The 16,525-nt window shown below is 67.0% G+C and carries 16 protein-coding genes and 3 pseudogenes; 7 read left to right on the forward strand and 12 right to left on the reverse strand.

Translation table 11 applies throughout. The annotated features are described in order from the left end of the window. Window positions 1–146: 146 nt before the first annotated feature. Window positions 147–251: pseudogene (locus tag WS70_RS09615) on the forward strand (H-NS histone family protein); the annotation flags it as partial. A gap of 257 nt (window positions 252–508) precedes the next feature. Here WS70_RS09615 and WS70_RS09620 read toward each other — a convergent pair. Beyond that, window positions 509–739, reverse strand: a pseudogene (locus WS70_RS09620) (IS3 family transposase); the annotation flags it as partial. A gap of 1,042 nt (window positions 740–1,781) precedes the next feature. Here WS70_RS09620 and WS70_RS09630 point away from each other — a divergent pair. Beyond that, window positions 1,782–2,072, forward strand: coding sequence for a YciI-like protein (locus WS70_RS09630; RefSeq protein WP_059471609.1), 291 nt, complete (start codon window positions 1,782–1,784; stop codon window positions 2,070–2,072). 13 nt (window positions 2,073–2,085) lie between these two features. Here the strand turns inward: WS70_RS09630 and corA are convergent, their stop codons facing one another. Next, the gene (corA, locus tag WS70_RS09635; RefSeq protein ID WP_059598497.1) at window positions 2,086–3,063 is read right to left on the reverse strand and encodes a magnesium/cobalt transporter CorA; all 978 of its coding nucleotides are present in this window, start codon (window positions 3,061–3,063) and stop codon (window positions 2,086–2,088) included. A 199-nt stretch (window positions 3,064–3,262) separates the two neighbouring features. Between corA and cydX the strand changes: the two genes are divergently transcribed. Further along, a complete protein-coding gene (gene cydX, locus WS70_RS09640) occupies window positions 3,263–3,421 on the forward strand; it encodes a cytochrome bd-I oxidase subunit CydX (protein ID WP_059471666.1) in 159 nt (52 codons plus the stop codon). Continuing rightward, window positions 3,418–4,038 carry a P-loop nucleotide/nucleoside kinase family protein gene (locus WS70_RS09645; RefSeq protein ID WP_059598498.1) on the forward strand — a complete coding sequence of 207 codons (621 nt, stop codon included), beginning with the start codon at window positions 3,418–3,420 and terminating at the stop codon, window positions 4,036–4,038. The genes cydX and WS70_RS09645 overlap by 4 nt, the downstream gene beginning before the upstream one ends. Window positions 4,039–4,218: 180 nt before the next feature. Here WS70_RS09645 and WS70_RS09650 read toward each other — a convergent pair whose 3' ends face one another. Next, window positions 4,219–5,319 (reverse strand): saccharopine dehydrogenase family protein, encoded by a 1,101-nt coding sequence (locus WS70_RS09650; protein ID WP_059471612.1) that lies wholly within the window; start codon window positions 5,317–5,319, stop codon window positions 4,219–4,221. A 464-nt stretch (window positions 5,320–5,783) separates the two neighbouring features. Between WS70_RS09650 and WS70_RS09655 the strand changes: the two genes are divergently transcribed. Continuing rightward, window positions 5,784–6,107: a hypothetical protein gene (locus WS70_RS09655; RefSeq protein WP_059471613.1), complete on the forward strand. Its 324-nt coding sequence runs from the start codon at window positions 5,784–5,786 to the stop codon at window positions 6,105–6,107. Window positions 6,108–6,135: 28 nt separating this feature from the next. On the opposite strand, the gene WS70_RS09660 is transcribed toward WS70_RS09655, so the two are convergent. The 3 genes and pseudogenes from WS70_RS09660 to WS70_RS32810 form a co-directional block, all read right to left on the reverse strand. Then, a complete protein-coding gene (locus tag WS70_RS09660; protein ID WP_059471614.1) occupies window positions 6,136–7,215 on the reverse strand; it encodes a zinc ribbon domain-containing protein in 1,080 nt (359 codons plus the stop codon). A 60-nt stretch (window positions 7,216–7,275) separates the two neighbouring features. Beyond that, window positions 7,276–7,737, reverse strand: coding sequence for an Lrp/AsnC family transcriptional regulator (locus tag WS70_RS09665; RefSeq protein WP_059471615.1), 462 nt, complete (start codon window positions 7,735–7,737; stop codon window positions 7,276–7,278). A gap of 101 nt (window positions 7,738–7,838) precedes the next feature. Then, window positions 7,839–8,090, reverse strand: a pseudogene (locus tag WS70_RS32810) (hypothetical protein); the annotation flags it as partial. 337 nt (window positions 8,091–8,427) lie between these two features. Here WS70_RS32810 and WS70_RS09675 point away from each other — a divergent pair. Next, window positions 8,428–8,946, forward strand: coding sequence for a Spy/CpxP family protein refolding chaperone (locus tag WS70_RS09675; protein WP_059471616.1), 519 nt, complete (start codon window positions 8,428–8,430; stop codon window positions 8,944–8,946). A 244-nt stretch (window positions 8,947–9,190) separates the two neighbouring features. Here WS70_RS09675 and WS70_RS09680 read toward each other — a convergent pair whose 3' ends face one another. Beyond that, a complete protein-coding gene (locus WS70_RS09680) occupies window positions 9,191–10,219 on the reverse strand; it encodes an extracellular catalytic domain type 2 short-chain-length polyhydroxyalkanoate depolymerase (RefSeq protein ID WP_059471667.1) in 1,029 nt (342 codons plus the stop codon). Window positions 10,220–10,410: 191 nt separating this feature from the next. Between WS70_RS09680 and WS70_RS09685 the strand changes: the two genes are divergently transcribed. Next, entirely contained in the window at window positions 10,411–10,845 is a 435-nt protein-coding gene (locus WS70_RS09685; RefSeq protein ID WP_059471668.1) for a PGDYG domain-containing protein, read from the forward strand. A 185-nt stretch (window positions 10,846–11,030) separates the two neighbouring features. Here WS70_RS09685 and WS70_RS09690 read toward each other — a convergent pair whose 3' ends face one another. From WS70_RS09690 to WS70_RS09715, 5 genes are all read right to left on the reverse strand, one after another. After that, complete coding sequence (locus WS70_RS09690) at window positions 11,031–12,044, reverse strand: extracellular catalytic domain type 2 short-chain-length polyhydroxyalkanoate depolymerase (protein WP_059471617.1); 1,014 nt, start codon at window positions 12,042–12,044, stop codon at window positions 11,031–11,033. A 606-nt stretch (window positions 12,045–12,650) separates the two neighbouring features. Further along, complete coding sequence (locus WS70_RS09700) at window positions 12,651–13,013, reverse strand: DUF3022 domain-containing protein (protein ID WP_059598678.1); 363 nt, start codon at window positions 13,011–13,013, stop codon at window positions 12,651–12,653. A 14-nt stretch (window positions 13,014–13,027) separates the two neighbouring features. Then, window positions 13,028–13,816, reverse strand: coding sequence for a YhfC family intramembrane metalloprotease (locus WS70_RS09705; protein ID WP_059598672.1), 789 nt, complete (start codon window positions 13,814–13,816; stop codon window positions 13,028–13,030). A 52-nt stretch (window positions 13,817–13,868) separates the two neighbouring features. Then, window positions 13,869–14,912: a LacI family DNA-binding transcriptional regulator gene (locus tag WS70_RS09710; RefSeq protein ID WP_059471620.1), complete on the reverse strand. Its 1,044-nt coding sequence runs from the start codon at window positions 14,910–14,912 to the stop codon at window positions 13,869–13,871. A 632-nt stretch (window positions 14,913–15,544) separates the two neighbouring features. Next, on the reverse strand, window positions 15,545–16,522 hold the full coding sequence (locus tag WS70_RS09715) for a 2-hydroxyacid dehydrogenase (RefSeq protein WP_059598671.1): 978 nt from the start codon (window positions 16,520–16,522) through the stop codon (window positions 15,545–15,547). Window positions 16,523–16,525 lie beyond the last annotated feature (3 nt).

Below are 16,525 nucleotides of genomic sequence, written 5' to 3' on the forward strand. Positions count from 1 at the left end.
TGAGGGGGATCGATGTATCTGGTATGGGTCGATGAGATTATTGCGCCAGGTGACGCAAGGCGACTGGCGGCCGGTTGTGGAACTGGCGATCGACGCACTGAAGCGCTGTCCGCGCCTAACGACATCGGGGGAGGCAAGTTGTGAACATGGATCCGCAATTGACTGAAAAGCTGCTTGAGATACAGGCCGAGATCGAAGCTCTGAGTCGGAAAGCGAAGGCCGCGGCGATCGTGCAGGTCATACAGTTGATGGCGGTCGACGCCTCATCGAACGATCGAACGCCAGGATGGTCACGACGCCGCGCCTTTCACGGCATTCCCCGCCGCCGTCTCCGACGAGCCGCGCGCGCTTCCCACCAGTACTTGCCCGCGCGCAGTTGCGGATCGTGGATCGTCAGATATGTCGTGCTCCACAGTTGCGCGGCGTTCGCCTCCGTCGCGTCGGCGCTGCGCGTGCCGAACGCCTCCGTCTGGTTGACCCTGCCTCGTTTTCACGTACAGCAAGCAACTCATGCGGCAATCAAGCTGGCCTCGTAGTCGACGGGGGTAAGGAAGTCGATCGAGGTATGCAGGCGTTGCCGATTGTAATAGCCCTCGATCCAATCGACGATATCCAGGCGGGCGTGGGCACGCGTTGCGTAGTGAGTCTGGTAGATTCTTTCGACCTTCAGCGTCTTGAAGAAGCTCTCCATCGAGGCGTTATCCCAGGCGTTGGCACGGCGGCTCATTGAAACGTTTAACGCTGTACTGGTCGCGATGTGCGTCAATCCAGGCGTACCTCACCGCGACCCCTTCGCGAAGTACGCCGTCGCCTTTCGAAGAATTTCGATACGATGCCTCACGAAAGCGTGCGCTTCAACCAAGGCAGGAATCGGACATTTCTAACGAGCCCAAATCGGACATTACAACTTAGCCATTACAGCTGTTCCGCTGATCATAACTATTATGTAAAATTAAGGATTCCTTATAAGATCGCTCACCTCACCTAGTATCCGCCGACGCTCAACGCCGCGAACAACAGCGATCGCCAGGAGCGCATCGAGCGCCGCGTCGCCTGCGCTCAGCTGCTGCGCGCGCTGCTCAAATATCTCGACCTTGCCAGCCCGCGCGTCGGAATCCGGGGTCCCCTTGATTTCAATGTCGTTTACCGGGTTAGGCCGGCCTAGCTCCGACAACGGTCAGCGGTCTGCCCCTTAAATAATATTCCATCCAATCAAGCACTTCCTGACTGGTCTTTTGGCGTCGCGCGAAGACCTTCCCCATACGAGTCTAACGTTAGAAAACCGTATTTGTACAGTTCATAGACTCATGATCCACGATAACTGACATTATCGCGGTAAAGCGGCTCCCGAGGGGCCATCGGGAGCCGCAGTCCGCACGGCAATCCCGGGCAAGGAGGTCTTCACGCTAGGCAAAAAGACCAGTCAGGAAGTGCTTGATTTGACGGGATATTATTTAAGGGGCAGACGGATAGGCCTTGTCGGGCCTAGGCCGGTCTACCCCGGTAAACGACATCAAAATCAAGGTGACCCCTTTGTAACGGCGTGTTCGCCGCGAAATGCGGCCCAATCCGCGTCGGCGACGCGATTCGACGCCGAAGTCCGCCGGGCGCGCCGCAGCGCGCGGCAGAAGCGGCGGCCCCGACGATGCAAGGCGAGCGGGCGCGACCGATTGTTACACGATGCGGCGCGCGCGACGCCCGGCCTATACTAGCCGTTGCCTGTACAACCGGCCGCCGGCCCGCGCGAACGGACCGGCGCGCCATCGCTCTCGGAGCCCCGCATGCACTACCTGCTGACCTACGAACTCGTCGACGACTATCTCGAACGGCGCGGCGCGTACCGCGCCGAGCACCTCACGCTCGCACAGGCGGCGACCGCGCGCGGCGAGCTGCTGCTCGCAGGCGCGCTCGCCGATCCGGCCGACCAGGCCGTGCTCGTGTTCGACGCGCCTTCGTCCGCCGTCGCCGAAGCGTTCGCGCAAGCCGATCCGTACGTCGCGAACGGCCTCGTCAAGCGCTGGCGGGTGCGGCCGTGGACGGTCGTCATCGGCAAGCACGCGACGCCCGCCTGACGCGCGCGCCGGCTCACAGCCAGCCGGCTTTCCTGAAGCGCCGCCACAGGAACAGGTCGGCGGCGGCCATCGCGCCCAGGCACACGTAGAAGCCGAAGCGCCAGTGCAGCTCCGGTATGTTGTTGAAATTCATCCCGTAGATTCCGGCGATCATCGTCGGGATCGCGAACAGTGCGGCAAACGAGCCGAGTCGCTTCGTCACTTCGTTTTCCGCGAGCGAGATCATGCCGAGGTTCACCTGGATCGCGGTGACGAGCATCTCGCGCCGCCCTTCGATCGTCCGCACGATCCGCAGCAGATGGTCGTAGACATCGCGAAAATAATGGTCCATCCCCGCGCAGACCTGCGGAATGCGGCCGCCGACGAGCTTCGCGAGCGGCTCGACGAGCGGCGCCGTGTGCTGGTGCAGCATCACGAGCCGGCGCTTGAGCGTGTAGAGATCCTCGATCAGCGCGCGGGCGGCCGCCGTGCCCGTCTTCTCGAAGATCCGGTCCTCGAGCGCCTCCAGCTCCGCGCTCAGCGCCTCGAGCGTCGGGAAATAGCGGTCGACGACCTGGTCCATCAGCGCGTAGAACACGTACGCCGAGCCTTCCTTCAACAGATGCGGCTCGCGCTCGCAGCGGGCGCGCACCGCGCGGAAATCCTGCTCGGCGTGATTGCGGATCGACAGCACGTAGTTCGGGCCGACGAACACGTTCAGCTCGCCGAGCTGGAGCTCGCCTTGCTCGTCGATCTCCACCGTGTGCAGCACCGCGAACAGCGCATCGCCGTACTCCTCGATCTTCGGACGCTGGTGGCCCTTGCGTGCGTCCTCGAGCGCGAGCTCGTGCAGGCCGAACTCCTCGCCCATCCGCTCGATCTCGTCGGGCTCGGGATCCTTCAGGGCGACCCAGACGAAGCACTCCGGCTTCGCGACATAGTCGCCGATGTCGTCGATGTCGATGTCGGCCAGCTTGCGGCCATCCTGGTATGCGGCGCAGTTGATCAGCATGCTCTTGCTAGGTTCGAAGCGATTCCGGCGCACAGTTTAGCCGCTCTCTCGCGCCGTGGCGGCGGCGCGTCGCTTGCGCGGGCCGCCGTTATTGGTCATGATCGGCATCGTGCACGCGTCGCCGCCCGCTCGTGCGGGCGGCGCTCCCTCGAATCGTCCGGCGGCCCGCGCCGCCGACCTGACCATCAAGGAGGCTGCGATGTGGTATTTCTCATGGATTCTCGGCATCGGCGTCGCGCTCGGCTTCGGCATCATCAACGCGATGTGGCTCGAGGCGAACGGCACCCTCCCGGCCGACGTCCCCGACGACAAGAACCGGGCAGACGGGCCTGCTGTTTCGGAGGGCGGCCGTTCGTGACGTATCTGGTGTTTTTCTGCGGCCATGCGGGCACCGGCAAGACGACGCTCGCGAAGCGGCTGATCCGGCCGCTGATGAAGACGACGGGCGAGGCGTTCTGCCTGCTCGACAAGGACACGCTGTACGGCCGCTACAGCTCGGCCGCGATGGGCGCACTGACGCACGACCCGAACGACCGAGACAGCCCGCTCTATCTTCAGCATCTGCGCGACCCTGAATACCAGGGGCTTCTCGACACCGCGCGAGAGAACCTGGCGCTCGGGATCAGCGTGATCGTCGTCGGGCCGCTGTCGCGCGAAGTGCGCGACCGGCGGCTGTTCGACCGCGCGTGGCTCGGCGTCGGGCCCGACGTCGAGCTGCGCATCGTCTGGGTCCACACGTCGGAGGAGACCGCGCATGCGCGGATCGTCGCGCGCGGCAATCCGAACGATGCGTACAAGCTCGCGCACTGGGACGAATACCGGCAGCGCCGCTTCATTCCGTCGGGCGCGCAGTGCGACGGTCTGCTGATGTTCGACAACACCGCGCCGTCGGATACGGCCGTCGACGTGCTGCTCGACCACATCGCGCCGCCGCCCGCGCGCGGCACGTCGACGGTGCCGCCGCTGCCCGCCTGATGCGGCGCGGCCGCGAGGCCCTGCCCCCGTCACGACACGCACGAAAAAGCGCCGGGCGGCCCGAAGGCCGGCCCGGCGCATGGTCGCGGCTCGCGCATCGCGACCCGGTTCGGCCGTCGCATCGCCGGCAGGCCGCGATGCATGGCGCGCGTGCGCGACCGCGCACGCGCGCCGAACGCGTTACGCGAGCGCGTGCATCCGCTCGAGCGTGCCGCCTTCGTACAGCTTGCCGAAGCGGTTTGCGAGGAACGCGTGGAGCGGCACCTGCTCCTGGCGCACGAAACCGCTTTGCGGCAGCTTCTTCTCGCGAAACAGATCGAGCACTGCGCACATCGCGCCCGCCGTCGTGATCTGGATCGCGCTCATCGGCATCCCGCAGATCTCCTTCGCGAAGATCTTGCGCGTGAAGACGTCCTGCACGAGCTGGCCGTGCTTCACGCCCGTCACCGTGACGAACACGAGCACGACGTCCTGCTTCGTCGACGGCACTGCGCGGCGCATGATCGACTTCAGCGTATCGCGGTCGGTCGACAGACGCAGGTCCTCGAGCAGGAACTGGATCAGCTCGCGGTGGCCCGGATAGCGGACCGACTTGTAATCGAGCGTCTCGACCTTGCCTTCGAGCGTCTCGCACAGCGTGCCGAGGCCGCCCGACGTGTTGAACGCCTCGTATTCGATGCCGTCGAGCGAGAAATGCTCGAGCCCTTCGAGCGGCTGCACCCACTGGCGGCGGCCGTCGCGGACCGCTTCGCACGGCTGGCAGTATTCGTTGATGAGGCCGTCGACGCTCCACGTCAGGTTGTATTTGAGCGCGTTGGTCGGATACTCGGGCAGCGCGCCGACGCGCATCTTCACGTCGCGCACTTCGGAAAAGCCGTTGACGAGCTCGTGCGCGGCGATGCCGATGAAGCCCGGCGCGAGGCCGCATTGCGGCATGAACGCGCGGTCGGCGCCTTCGGCGAGCTCGCGGATCGCGCTCGTCGCGCGCACGTCCTCGGTCAGATCGAAATAATGGACGCCCGCGGCCTTCGCGGCGGCCGCGACGTTGATGGCCAGGTAGTACGGCAGCGCGTTGACGAGCGCGTCGAAGCCCTTCACCGCTTCGCGGATCGCGGTCGCATCGGCGGAATCGACGCGCTGGGTCGCGATGCCTTCCTTTGCGAGCTTCGCGAGCGCGTCCGGGTCGCGATCGAACGCGACGACTTCGTAGTCGCCGGTTTCGCGCAGCAGATGAGCGATGGTGTGACCGATGAGACCTGCGCCGACGATGGCGATTTTCATGTCTTCTCTCCTGACAAGGTGATTGTTGTAAACGGCGTGTTGCCCTGTCGAAGAGTGTAGGGATGTGCAAAAACACTTTATAGATGAAAACTGATGCGGAACGACGTCAATTTTCGACGAATTGTCGATTGTTTTAGACGATTCGTCGAAAGCGATCAATAGACCGTCGATTCGCGCGGACCGCCCGCCGATGCCGCGCCTCGGCAACGCCGCGCCGCATGGCCTCGGCCGCTATCCGGCGTGCGTCGCCCGCCCACCAGATTTCGTAGCTTGACGGCGTGCTTTCGGCTTACTTACGCTCGATCGCAGGTATCGTCGACGCCGTCCTCGCTCGGCCGGCGCGCCGATCCCACCCGGTCCCGGCGAACCGCCGAACGCGTCGCCGGCCCATCGCGGCGCCCCCTTCGGGGCGGCCGACTCGTCCGAGGCCGGCCGGTCTCGGTCCCATCCGCTGGAGAAGAACAATGACAATCGTGACCCGGAACGCATGCCGTCTGATCCGTCTTGCCGTCGTCGCAGGCTTCGCGTCGCTCGCCGCCGCGCCTGCCGTGCACGCGGCGAAAGTCAGTCAGGAGGGGCGCTGCTCGATCAAGGAAAACGCACCCGCCGATCCGTGCAAGGCCGACCGGGGGCGGTCGGCCACGGGCGTCGTTCCGGGCAAGAGCCACGACGCGTGCACGGCGGCCAAAAAGCTCGCGCGGGAGAATCTGGAAGCGCTCGTCTCGAACAAGACGTGCATGAAGTACACAAACTGCAGCAAGCCCTGCAAAGTGATCGAATCGCAGTGACCCGACGGCGCGCGCAAACGGCCGCGCGTCATGCGGCGCCTGGGCGCCGCCGCTCGTCTTCTGCGCGGCTCACCGACGTCCCGCAGCCGCTGCAGAACGGAAAGAACGCGAAGTTGCGCGTGCCGCACCCGCACTGCTCGAACAGCTTGAGCCCGCAATGGATGCAGAACGTCGCACTGTCGCCGCCGAGGTTCCACGGCTTGTCGCACGACGGGCAGAGCTTCTTCTGATACGCGGCGATCGCCTTTTCGTAGCCGATCGCCTGCGCGCGCTCGTGCTGGCTGCGCCGCATCTCCTCGCGCTTGCGTTCGACGTAGCGCTGAAACGCACGCAGCATGTAGACACCCGCGAACACCGTCAGCACGATGCCGACGATGACGCGCACGTAGCCGCCGAAGCTCGGCAGATACGGCACGAGCTCGACGAAGAACGCCGTCAGCGCGAACATCCCGAAGCCATAGACGAACGGCCAGTAGCGCACCTTCCGGTAACGGACGAAGAGCCAGACGGCGAGCACGAGAATCGGCAGCGTGAACGCGAGCCGCCACGCGAACACGACGAGCTCGTAGCGGCGGCTCGCCTGCTCGAAGCTGCGCTCGGCCTGCGCCTGCGATTGCGCGAGCTGCGCGCTCACGTCGTCCTGCCGCTTGCGCAGCGCGTCGAGCTGGTCGTTGATCCGATCCTGCTGGCGCTGCCATCCGGTCACCGCCGCCTGCAATTCGTCGAGCTGGCGCGTGCGCGCGAGCACGTCCGGATTGCGGCTCGCGTCACCCGTCGCGCTGCGCGTCGCGATCCAGTTGCGAAAGCTCTCCTTCGCCTGGTCGTAGTCCTGCTGCGCGCGGTTGCGGGCGGTCGTGAACGCGTCGGCCTTGTCCGTCAGCGCGCTCTGCTCGCGCTGCAGTTCCCGCTGCGCCGCGCGCAGCGACGCGTCGGCCTGCGTATCGGCGTAGCGCGCGAGCGTCGGCGGCCCGCCGCGCGGCGCGAACGCCATATCGCGGATCACGAGGCTGCCCAGCATGTTGAGGAACAGCGCGAACGCCACGGCGATGCCCCACGACGCGATCTGCAGCAGCCGCTCGGGGCGCGAATAGGTTTGGCTCGTCGTCATGATCCCGGCCTCTCGTCAAGGTTGTCTTGTTCGTCTTCGCACGTCGGGCGACGCGGCGCGTCAGCCGATCGTCCCGCGGTCGATCTTGCGCGCGAGGATGATCGACGTCGTCGTCCGCTCGACGCCTTCGAGTGCGCCGATCTGATCGAGCAGGTCGTTCAGGCGCTCGGGCGAATCGGCGCGCAACCACGCGACGTAGTCGTACTCGCCGCTCACCGCGCACAGCAGCTGCACCTCAGGCATGCGGTCGAGGCGCTTCAGCACGTCCTTGCCGTACTTCGGCGCGAGGATGACGCCGACGTATGCGTAGATGCTCGCGTCGAGCACGTCCTGCCCGAGCCGCACGCTGTAGCCCGCGATCACCTGCGTGCGCTCGAGCCGCGCGATCCGCGCAAGCACGGTCGTGCGCGCGACGCCGAGCTGCCGCGCGAGATCCGCGACGCTCGCACGGGCGTTCGCCTGCAGCAGCGCGACGAGGTTGCGGTCGAGTTCGTCGAGTTGATCGAGTCGAGGTGGACGCATGGCGGATCGACGAATGAAGGTGCCGCGATGATAGCGCCGAACTGCCGCGCGCCCAACCATGCGCGCGCCAGGCGCGCGGCGTCGGACGGCGGGCCGCGTGCGGTCCAGCTCACGACGCCGACGCCCGGCGGCGGAAATGCCTTGTAGAAGCCTTGTCGCGCGAACTGCGCGTTTAGTTCGGCAAGCGGCCGCGACTCGTCGTGCCGCAGGAAGATCGTGAGCAGGATCGCATTGCCAGTCGTCGCGGCGGCCGAGCCGGGCACGGGCGTGGCCGGCTCGGCCGCCGCGGCGAGCTGTGCGTCGGCGACGCCGCCCGCGAGCGCGAGCGCAATCAGCACTGCGGCGCAGCCCAGTCTTACCGAGTGATGTCTTCGTCATGTGCATCTGTGACGCCTCCACGAAAAAGCGCGTCGATCGGGCAAGCGACGCGCGCCGCAGCGTTCACACGGTCGAACGACGGCCGCCCGGCGCCCGGCGCACGGACGTGCCCGCAACCGGCCGCCCGCGCCGGGCCCTGTCGCACCGAACCACGACCTTACGATTTCGATTCGTTTCGGTTGTAAGCAGATGTCGCATCGCCGCCCAACGGCCCGATACCGTGCTATTAATAGCGCGGGACGCGCGCTGCGCATGCTGTCGGGCGCCGCGCCTCGCATCCGGATCCCGTTCGACGACCACACAGGAGCTCCAATGAAAAAGATCACGCTGACTTTCGCTGCCGCGCTCGCGCTGACGGCCGCGCTAGCGCATGCCCAGGCGCCCGCGTCGATGCCGGCCGCAGCGGCCGCCTCCGCCCCCACCCCGGCCGCGCGCCATGAAGCGCGCGTCGAGAAGCGCATCACGTACCTGCACAACCAGTTGAAGATCACGCCGGAGCAGGAATCGCAATGGAAGACGTTCGCCGATACGATGCGCGACAACGGCGCGACGATGGCGCGTCTCTATCGCGAACGGATCGAGAACAAGAACACGTCCGCGCTCGACGACATGAAGCAGTACGCCGAGCTGACGCAGACGAATGCCGACGGCGCGAAGAAGCTCACCGACGCGTTCGCGCCGCTGTACGCGAGCTTCCCCGCCGAGCAGAAGGCGCTCGCCGACTCGACGTTCCGCAAGTGGCTGCACCCGGAGCCGGGCAAGGCCCGCGCACGCAAGCATTCGGGCAAGGCGGACGGCCAGGCCGCCGCGAGCTCTGGCGCCGCGCAGTAACGCGTGTCGCGCGAGTCTGCGCGCGGCGCGCTCACGTCCGGTCGCGACGCGCCGCGCAACTGTGCGGCCGCGTCGCGACCGGACGGACGGCGAACCGCCCAGCGGCTACCTGCAAGCACGCATTCGCATCATCGACCCGCGATCGCCGGCGCCGCTCGTCTGCTCATCTGCTCGCCCTCGCACGCGGGCCCCGGCGGGCTTTCCTACCCGGCTCCCGCGTCGGCGAGCATACCGCGCCCATCCGTCACCGCGCGGACGTGACCCGTTCGATCATCGCCCGCACCGCGCGCATTTGCGCCCCCGACTTAAGCGCATAGTTCTGCCCGGTATACGCGTACCAGTCCCAGCACCCCTGAGGATTGCTCGGCATGCTCGTCTTCGCGACCTGCGGATACAGCACGACGATCCCGTTCGCATCGGCCCAGTTGTCGTACGTCGTCATGTCGCGCACGACGGCCGCCGACTGCAGGCAGCCATGAAACACGACATGAACCTTGCAGCCGGCATTCGTGTCGCACGCGCGCGGGACGTATGCATAGCCGTCCGCCGCGAGCCCGCTCGACGCCGGCGCGAACTCGCGCTGGTCGAACGCGATCGCCCGTCCGGTCGGCTGGGCAACGGGCGGCGAGAGCGCGCCATAGATCGTCTCGAGCAGCGCGCCCGCCTGGTCGTAGCCCGACTGGCCGACCTTGCAGTGGCTGATGTACGGTGAGGCATTCGCGTCGCACACATTGCCCGCGGACGGCGTGATGAATGCATGCCCGGCCGGGATGTCGGCGACATAGATGATGTTCGACACGGGCACGCCGGCGAGCCAGAAGAACGACCACGTCGCATCGACGGCGGACTGGTGAACGATCGTGTCTTTCGTACCGCTGAACAGATAGATCTTCGCGCGCTGCAGGTTCGCGAGCGGATCGATCTGGCCGCTCGCCGCGAAGCCTTGCGCGGCGGTCAGCAGCAACCCCGAATCCGGCACCATGTTCGGCACGAGGCCCATGCACACGCCCGTGTTCGCGAGGCTGCCCGCCGCGCAGTAGTACGGACCGCCCGCAATCGCGCCCGCGCCGATCACCGATGCCGAATAAGCAACCTGGTATTGGATCGCCATGTACGCGCCAGACGACAGCCCGGACACCGACACCTGGTTCGCGTCCGCGCGCAGCATGGGCAGCGGCGGCGAAGCTTGCGCGCTCGCGGGCGCGACGGCGGCGAGCATGATCGTGAGCGCGGCGGCGAGCGTCGCGCGCGCGGCGGCATAGCGCATCTGCATGGATTTCCCCTTGGTCTGCGCCGAGCGACGGCCGCGACGGCCGGCGTCGATCGGACGGGTCAAGACAGTCGGACGGTAAATCGAGACGCGATCACTTCATATTCGTCCCAACGCCCGCCACCTGCAAGGTTGGCGTTCACGCGCGTCCGGATTCGCGCTAAAGTGATGCGCTTTTATTGACGAAAATCGACATGATCGAACTGAAAAACGTCGACCTCCGCAATGATCCCGGCGCGTTGCGCGTCGTCAAGGACGAAACGGTCCAGGTCGAATTCGCCGCGCAGCCGGGCGAATTGATGAGCCTCGAAGGCCCGAACCGCTATGCGGCGGGAGACGCGCTCGTCACCGGTTCGACGGGCGACCGCTGGGTGGTGTCGCGCGAGCGCTTCGACGCGAAGTACGTGCCCGCCGCCGAAGAACTCGTGCACGGCGAGCCGGGCGGCTACCGCAACCGCCCGGCCGTCGTGCTCGCGAAGCGGATGGACGCGCCGTTCTCGATCGCGCGTTCGGCGGGCGGCGACACGCTGCGCGGCGACGCGGGCGACTGGGTGATGCAGTACGCGCCGGGCGACTACGGCGTCGTGCAGGCGAAGCGCTTCGCGCAGGTGTACCGCGAGGCGGACTGACGCCTGCGCGCGCGGCGCGCCGTTCACCCGTGTACCGGTCTTGCATCCGCGCGCCGATCGTACGTCCGCGCGGCGGTCGGTGAGCGGCGAACGAAGCCCGCGCGCCCCGTTGCACGCGCGGGGTCCACCGCCGTCCGCCGCCCGCCCGTGCTCTTGCCGCGCTCTTGCGCGACCACGTTCCCGCGTCAGGGCACCGACGTCACCCGCTCGATCATCTTCCGCACTGCGCGCATCTGCGCGCCCGATTTCAGCGCGTAGTTCTGCCCGGTATACGCAAACCAGTCCCAGCATCCCTGGGGATTGGCGGGCAAGTCGGCCGCCACCTGCGGATACAACATGACGATTTTGTTCGCATCGGCCCAGTTCCGGTACGTAGTCATGTCGCGCACGACGTCCGCCGATTGCAGGCAGCCGTGAAACACCACGTGGACCTTGCAGCCCGCGCTCGCGTCGCACGCGCGCGGCACGTATGCGTAGCCGTCCCTCGCGAGCCCGCTCGACACCGGCGCGAACTCGCGCTGGTCGAACGTGATCGCGCGTCCCGTCGGCTGCTCGACGGGCGGCGAAAGCGGCCCGTAGATCGTCTTAAGGAGCGCCCCAGCCTGATCGTAGCCCGCCTGCGCGACGGTGCAATGATTGATGTACGGCGCGGCATTCGCGCTGCATACGTCGCCCGACGACGGCGTGACGAACGCATGCCCGGCCGGCACATCGACGACGTAAGCGAGATTCGTCGCGGGTACGCCGGCTTGCCAGAAGAACGACCACGTCGCGTCGACGACGGGCTGACCCACGACCGCATCCTTCGTGCCGCTGAAGAGATAGACCTTCGCGTGCTGCAGATTCGCGAGCGGATCGATCAGACCGCTCGCGGCGAAATCCCGCGCCTTGATCAGCAATTGCTTCGAATCCGGCATGCCCTGCATGCAGGGCTTCGCATTGACCAGTTCGCCCTTCGCGCAATAATACGGACCGCCCGCGATCACGCCCGCGCCGATCACCGATGCCGAATACGCGACCTGGTACTGGACCGCCATGTACGCGCCCGACGACAGCCCGGACACCGACACCTGATGCGAGTCCGCACGCAGCGCGGGCAACGTCGGCGAAGCTCGCACGTTCGAGGACGCAACGACCGCGAGCATGATTGGGAGCGCGGCGGCGAGCATCGCACGCGACGCAACGTGACGTATCTGCATGAACTTCCCCTTTTGTCATGCCGATCGGCCGTCGAATGCGTTCGGGGTCGATCGGCCGGTTGGCGAAACCGCTCGGCACATCGAGACGCGATGCCGGCATCTTGACCGCGCCGCCGCGTCGTCGACAAGCGCGGCGCCCGTGCGGATCCGGTTTCAAATCGGCGCGACGTTTTTTTTTCGGCACGAACCGATGCGATCGCGTTGAAAGGTGCCGACCTTCGCAACGATCCCGATGCGAGGCCAACCATCGAAGGGCAAGGCAATCCGAGAAAAACGTCGTGCGCGGATGCATCGCACCGCGGAACCGATGCGTGTCGCGCACGCTCGCCTGAAAACGCGTGCACGTCGCAAGCAGGACGAAGCCGTTCCGCGCGGGGAAGGCAGGCCGTCGTCGAATCGCGCTCGAGCAGGACGCCGATCCGGCCGGTGGGAGGGGCCATTCGCCACGACGTGAAACGAAAGGCTCGTGGAAGCTCTCGCCCGCACATCCGGCAGGCGGGATCGAGGCCATGCCCTTGACGACGCATGTCGGCGCCGGCCGATCGCCGGACTGCCGGCGCGTCGCGACCGATCGTCAGCGTGGCGATCGCGAACGCGCGCCGCCCGTCACGCGAACTCGTCGCCCAATTCGAGCGTCGTCTCGCGCGGCACCGCCTCGCCCGCCGCGTGCCGCTCCTCGAGCGTGCCGAGCATCGCCTCCACGTATGCGCGCAGCACCGCATGGCTGCGTGCGTGCTGCATCGGCTTGAACGCGAGATAGCGCCGCAGCGCGGTGGGCGCGAAGCGCACGTCGAGCGTCATCTTGCGCGGCGTCGCGCCGAAACGCATCGCAAGCCAGTGCACGGCAAGGAAACGCCCCGCTTCGTCGGTGCGTTCGGCAAAGTGCGTCTGCTCGGGAAAGAGATCGCAGATCACGCGCGCGAGCTCGTCGAATTCGGCGCTCGCGCAGTCGTATTGATAATCGTCCATCGTCGCGTCTCGGTTCAGCGTGCGGCGCGCGCGGGCCGGCACTGTTTCATCAGCGCGCCGGCGAAGCCCGCCGTCAACAGCAGATACAGCGCGACCATCCATTCGAATGGCACGCCGCCACCGTTATACAGGATCGACGGCAGATCGATGATCGGATGCAACACGACAATCGCCGGCAGGATCCAGCGCTTGCCCGCGCGAATGCCGCGCCACATCAGCACGGAAAGCGCGACCTGGACGACGAACGCGGCGACGCGCTCGAGCGCCGACACCGCGACCAACGCCGGCGACATCGTCGCGAGCATCACCTGGATGCGCAGCGCGAGGTCGGCGGGCATCGTCGAGAGCTGCGCGTTCAGCTCGCCGCGGTTCGCGAGCCACGCGAGATAGACCCACTGCGCGAGCACGACGACGCCGACGAACCATGCCTGCGCGCCGCCGTGGCCGATCCCGTTGGAGAGGCCACGGGCGTCGCCGTCCGACGCGCCGTAGCGCCTCGCGAGAAAGCGCAGCCCGAGATAGCGGCCGATCTCCTCGAAGAGCGCGGCGACGACGGTGCCGAACACCGCGAACGTGACGGGCTTCGACAGCCACAGCACGGCCGATGGCTGGCTGAGCAGCACCGCGTAGAGACCGCGTTCGAGCAGCGTCGCGAACAGCATGTAGACGGCGACGCCGACGATCGCGTCGCGCCGGTCGAGCGCCATCGGCTTGCGGAGGAGTCGATAGAGGCCGATCGGCAGCAACGCCACGACGAGCGTGGCGATGACGAGCGCCGCCAGCGTGACGGGAGCAACGGTCATGACAATCCTTGTTCGGAACCCGCACCGGTGCGGTGCGTGCCCCGAATGATACTCAGCTTGCGGTCGATGCGCGCACGCGAAGCTCGCCGGGCAGCAGCGCTTCGTGGAAGTCGCCCGTGCCGCCGTCGATCCGCTCGTGGACGAATTCGACCGCGCGATAGCCGATGTCATAAGTCGGCTGGCGGATCGTCGTCACGCCGATCAGCTCCGCCCAGTCGGGATCGTCGATCGCGATCAGCGCGACTCGCTTCTGCCACGCGTCCCCGAGTCGCGCGTGCAGATGCCGCGCGATCGCGAGCGCCACTGGCGCATTCGCCGCGAAGATCGCCGGCCGCACCGGCTCGCCCGCAGCCGCGTCGATGCGCGCGTCGAGCGCCGCGAGCGCGCGCTGCGTCGAATCCGGGTTCTTCGGTTCAAGCACGATCGTCGGATGCAGGGTGCGCCCCGACGCGGCGATCTTCGCGCGAAACGCCGCCTCGCGCAGCCGCCGCGAGCTGACATGCTCGAAAGGCTGCACGACGAAATGAATCGACTGGAAGCCCTGCGCAAACAGGTGCTGCAAGCCCATCTCGATCGCGGCCGTGTTGTCGAGGCCGATCATGTCGGCCTCGAAGCCTTCGACGTTGCGGTCGACGAGCACGGTCGGGATGCCGCCGCCCTGCAGCGACTTCAGCGCGTTCTCGTCGGCGCCGAGCGCGTTGACGATCATGCCTTCGACGCGGTAGGTGGTGAGCAACTGTAGATAGCGCCGCTCCATCTCGAGCTCGTTCGCCGCGTGGCAGATGAGCGGCATGTAGCCGAGCGCATGGCACGCGGCTTCGACGCCGCGCAGCACTTCGACCGTATAGGGATTCGTCAGGTCCGCGGCAAGCAGGCCGAGGAGCCGGTTGCGGCCGCGCTTCAGGCCGCGCGCCATCTGGTTCGGACGGTAGTTCAGGCGCGCGATCGCATCCTCGATGCGCTTGCGCAGGTCGGCGGACAGCACGTTCGTCTCGCCGTTCAGATAGCGCGACACGCTGGTCTTGCCAGTGCCCGCCTCGCGGGCGACGTCGCTGATCGTCGCGGGACGCGACGGTTGAGTTCGGGATTCGCTCACAGTGGCGCCTCGTGACGAGCGGCCCGCGCCGCCTCGTGAACGGGCGGGTCATTGTTGTTGGATGAAAAGGCCAACTGACGATGTCTCCTGTCGGCCGATTCCGGCCCGGCAAAGCTACGGACGGCGCACGAGCGCCCATCTTGCCGCGACGGCTCCGCGACGATTAGCGGGCGATCATAACGCAGGCGATCGGGCCGTACCAAGACGGCCTCCTCTAGCGTGGAGGGGCGCGCGGCGCGCCGTGCGGCAGATGAAGCGGCGCGCATGCCGGATGCGCGTCGCGCAACGGCAGCGCATTGCCGCCGCCGTTGCAACGCGCAAATCGAAAGAAAGATCGCTGCGTCGCGCATCATCGCGTTCTCCGCATCGAAGCCTGCGTTCACGGGCAAGCCCGCAAGCTGTCGGACTGCCGACGATTCGGCGGCCGAATCTCAGATCCGATCCCGCCGCGAAGCGGGCCGCGTCCGACGTCGCGCCCGCCATCGCCGCGCCGCATGCGATCCGGCGGATCGATCCGCAAAGCGCATGGATGTCCGCCAAACGCACCGCCTCGCGTATTCGAGTCCATACCGCTCGCCCCCGTACTTCGCCATCGCGCGCGGCGTGCATGCCGCGCGCGATCCGCTCGGCGCTCAAGACGCCGATTGTGCTCGCTTCAGCACGTCGCGGTTGACGACGTTGCACGCAAGCGTGCCGTCGAGCGCCGCGATCAGGTTCTCCGCCGCGCAGCGCGCCATCGCATGGCGCGTCTCGCGCGTCGCCGAGCCGATGTGCGGCAGCGCGACGACGTTTTTCATCGACAACAGCGGCGAATCCGCGGCGAGCGGCTCGCGCTCGAACACGTCGAGCCCCGCCGCGCGGATCGTGCCCGCACGCAACGTGTCGATCAGCGCGGCTTCGTCGACGACGGGCCCGCGCGACGCGTTCACGAGGATCGCGCTCTTCTTCATCTTTGCGAATTCGCGCGCGCCGATCAGATGCCGCGTGTCCGGCGAAAGCGGCACTTGCAGGCATACGAAATCGGCGGTTGCGAGCAGCTCGTCCAATTCGACGCGGCGCGCGCCGAATTGCGCTTCCGCCATCGGATTCGCGCTGCGGTTCGTGTACAGCACCTGCATCCGGAAGCCGAGCGCCGCGCGGCGCGCGACCGCCGCGCCGATGCGCCCGAGCCCGACGATGCCGAGCGTCTTGCCGTTCACGTCAGCGCCGTACAACGACTCGCCGATGCTCTGCCGCCACTGCCCCGCCTTCACGTATTCAGCGAGCTCGACGACGCGCCGCGCGCTCGCGAGGATCAGCGCGAACACGGTATCGGCCGTCGCTTCGGTCAGCACGTCGGGCGTGTGCGCAAGCACGATCCCGCGACGCGTCAGATCGGCGACGTCGAAGTTGTCGAAGCCGACCGAGATCGTCGACCACGCGCGCAGGCGCGGCGCGCGATCGAGCAGCTCGGGCGTGATTCTGAGACTCGCGCCGAGCGCGCCGTCGGCGGCGTCGAGCGCGCGCGCGAGCGCGTCGGCGCCGTCGACGACGGTCACCTCGGCGCGCTCGCGCAGGGTCGCGAGCACGTCGTCAGGGAGCGGCTTGTAGACGACGATGCGATGCTTCATCGA

This window comes from Burkholderia mayonis, from assembly GCF_001523745.2.
Lineage (GTDB): Bacteria > Pseudomonadota > Gammaproteobacteria > Burkholderiales > Burkholderiaceae > Burkholderia > Burkholderia mayonis.

Coding starts and splice junctions, on each gene's coding strand:
- WS70_RS09630 (WP_059471609.1), top strand. CDS start 1,782: ATGCACTACCTGCTGACCTACGAACTCGTCGACGACTATCTCGAACGG.
- corA (WP_059598497.1), bottom strand. CDS start 3,063: ATGCTGATCAACTGCGCCGCATACCAGGATGGCCGCAAGCTGGCCGAC.
- cydX (WP_059471666.1), top strand. CDS start 3,263: ATGTGGTATTTCTCATGGATTCTCGGCATCGGCGTCGCGCTCGGCTTC.
- WS70_RS09650 (WP_059471612.1), bottom strand. CDS start 5,319: ATGAAAATCGCCATCGTCGGCGCAGGTCTCATCGGTCACACCATCGCT.
- WS70_RS09655 (WP_059471613.1), top strand. CDS start 5,784: ATGACAATCGTGACCCGGAACGCATGCCGTCTGATCCGTCTTGCCGTC.
- WS70_RS09660 (WP_059471614.1), bottom strand. CDS start 7,215: ATGACGACGAGCCAAACCTATTCGCGCCCCGAGCGGCTGCTGCAGATC.
- WS70_RS09665 (WP_059471615.1), bottom strand. CDS start 7,737: ATGCGTCCACCTCGACTCGATCAACTCGACGAACTCGACCGCAACCTC.
- WS70_RS09675 (WP_059471616.1), top strand. CDS start 8,428: ATGAAAAAGATCACGCTGACTTTCGCTGCCGCGCTCGCGCTGACGGCC.
- WS70_RS09680 (WP_059471667.1), bottom strand. CDS start 10,219: ATGCAGATGCGCTATGCCGCCGCGCGCGCGACGCTCGCCGCCGCGCTC.
- WS70_RS09685 (WP_059471668.1), top strand. CDS start 10,411: ATGATCGAACTGAAAAACGTCGACCTCCGCAATGATCCCGGCGCGTTG.
- WS70_RS09690 (WP_059471617.1), bottom strand. CDS start 12,044: ATGCAGATACGTCACGTTGCGTCGCGTGCGATGCTCGCCGCCGCGCTC.
- WS70_RS09700 (WP_059598678.1), bottom strand. CDS start 13,013: ATGGACGATTATCAATACGACTGCGCGAGCGCCGAATTCGACGAGCTC.
- WS70_RS09705 (WP_059598672.1), bottom strand. CDS start 13,816: ATGACCGTTGCTCCCGTCACGCTGGCGGCGCTCGTCATCGCCACGCTC.
- WS70_RS09715 (WP_059598671.1), bottom strand. CDS start 16,522: ATGAAGCATCGCATCGTCGTCTACAAGCCGCTCCCTGACGACGTGCTC.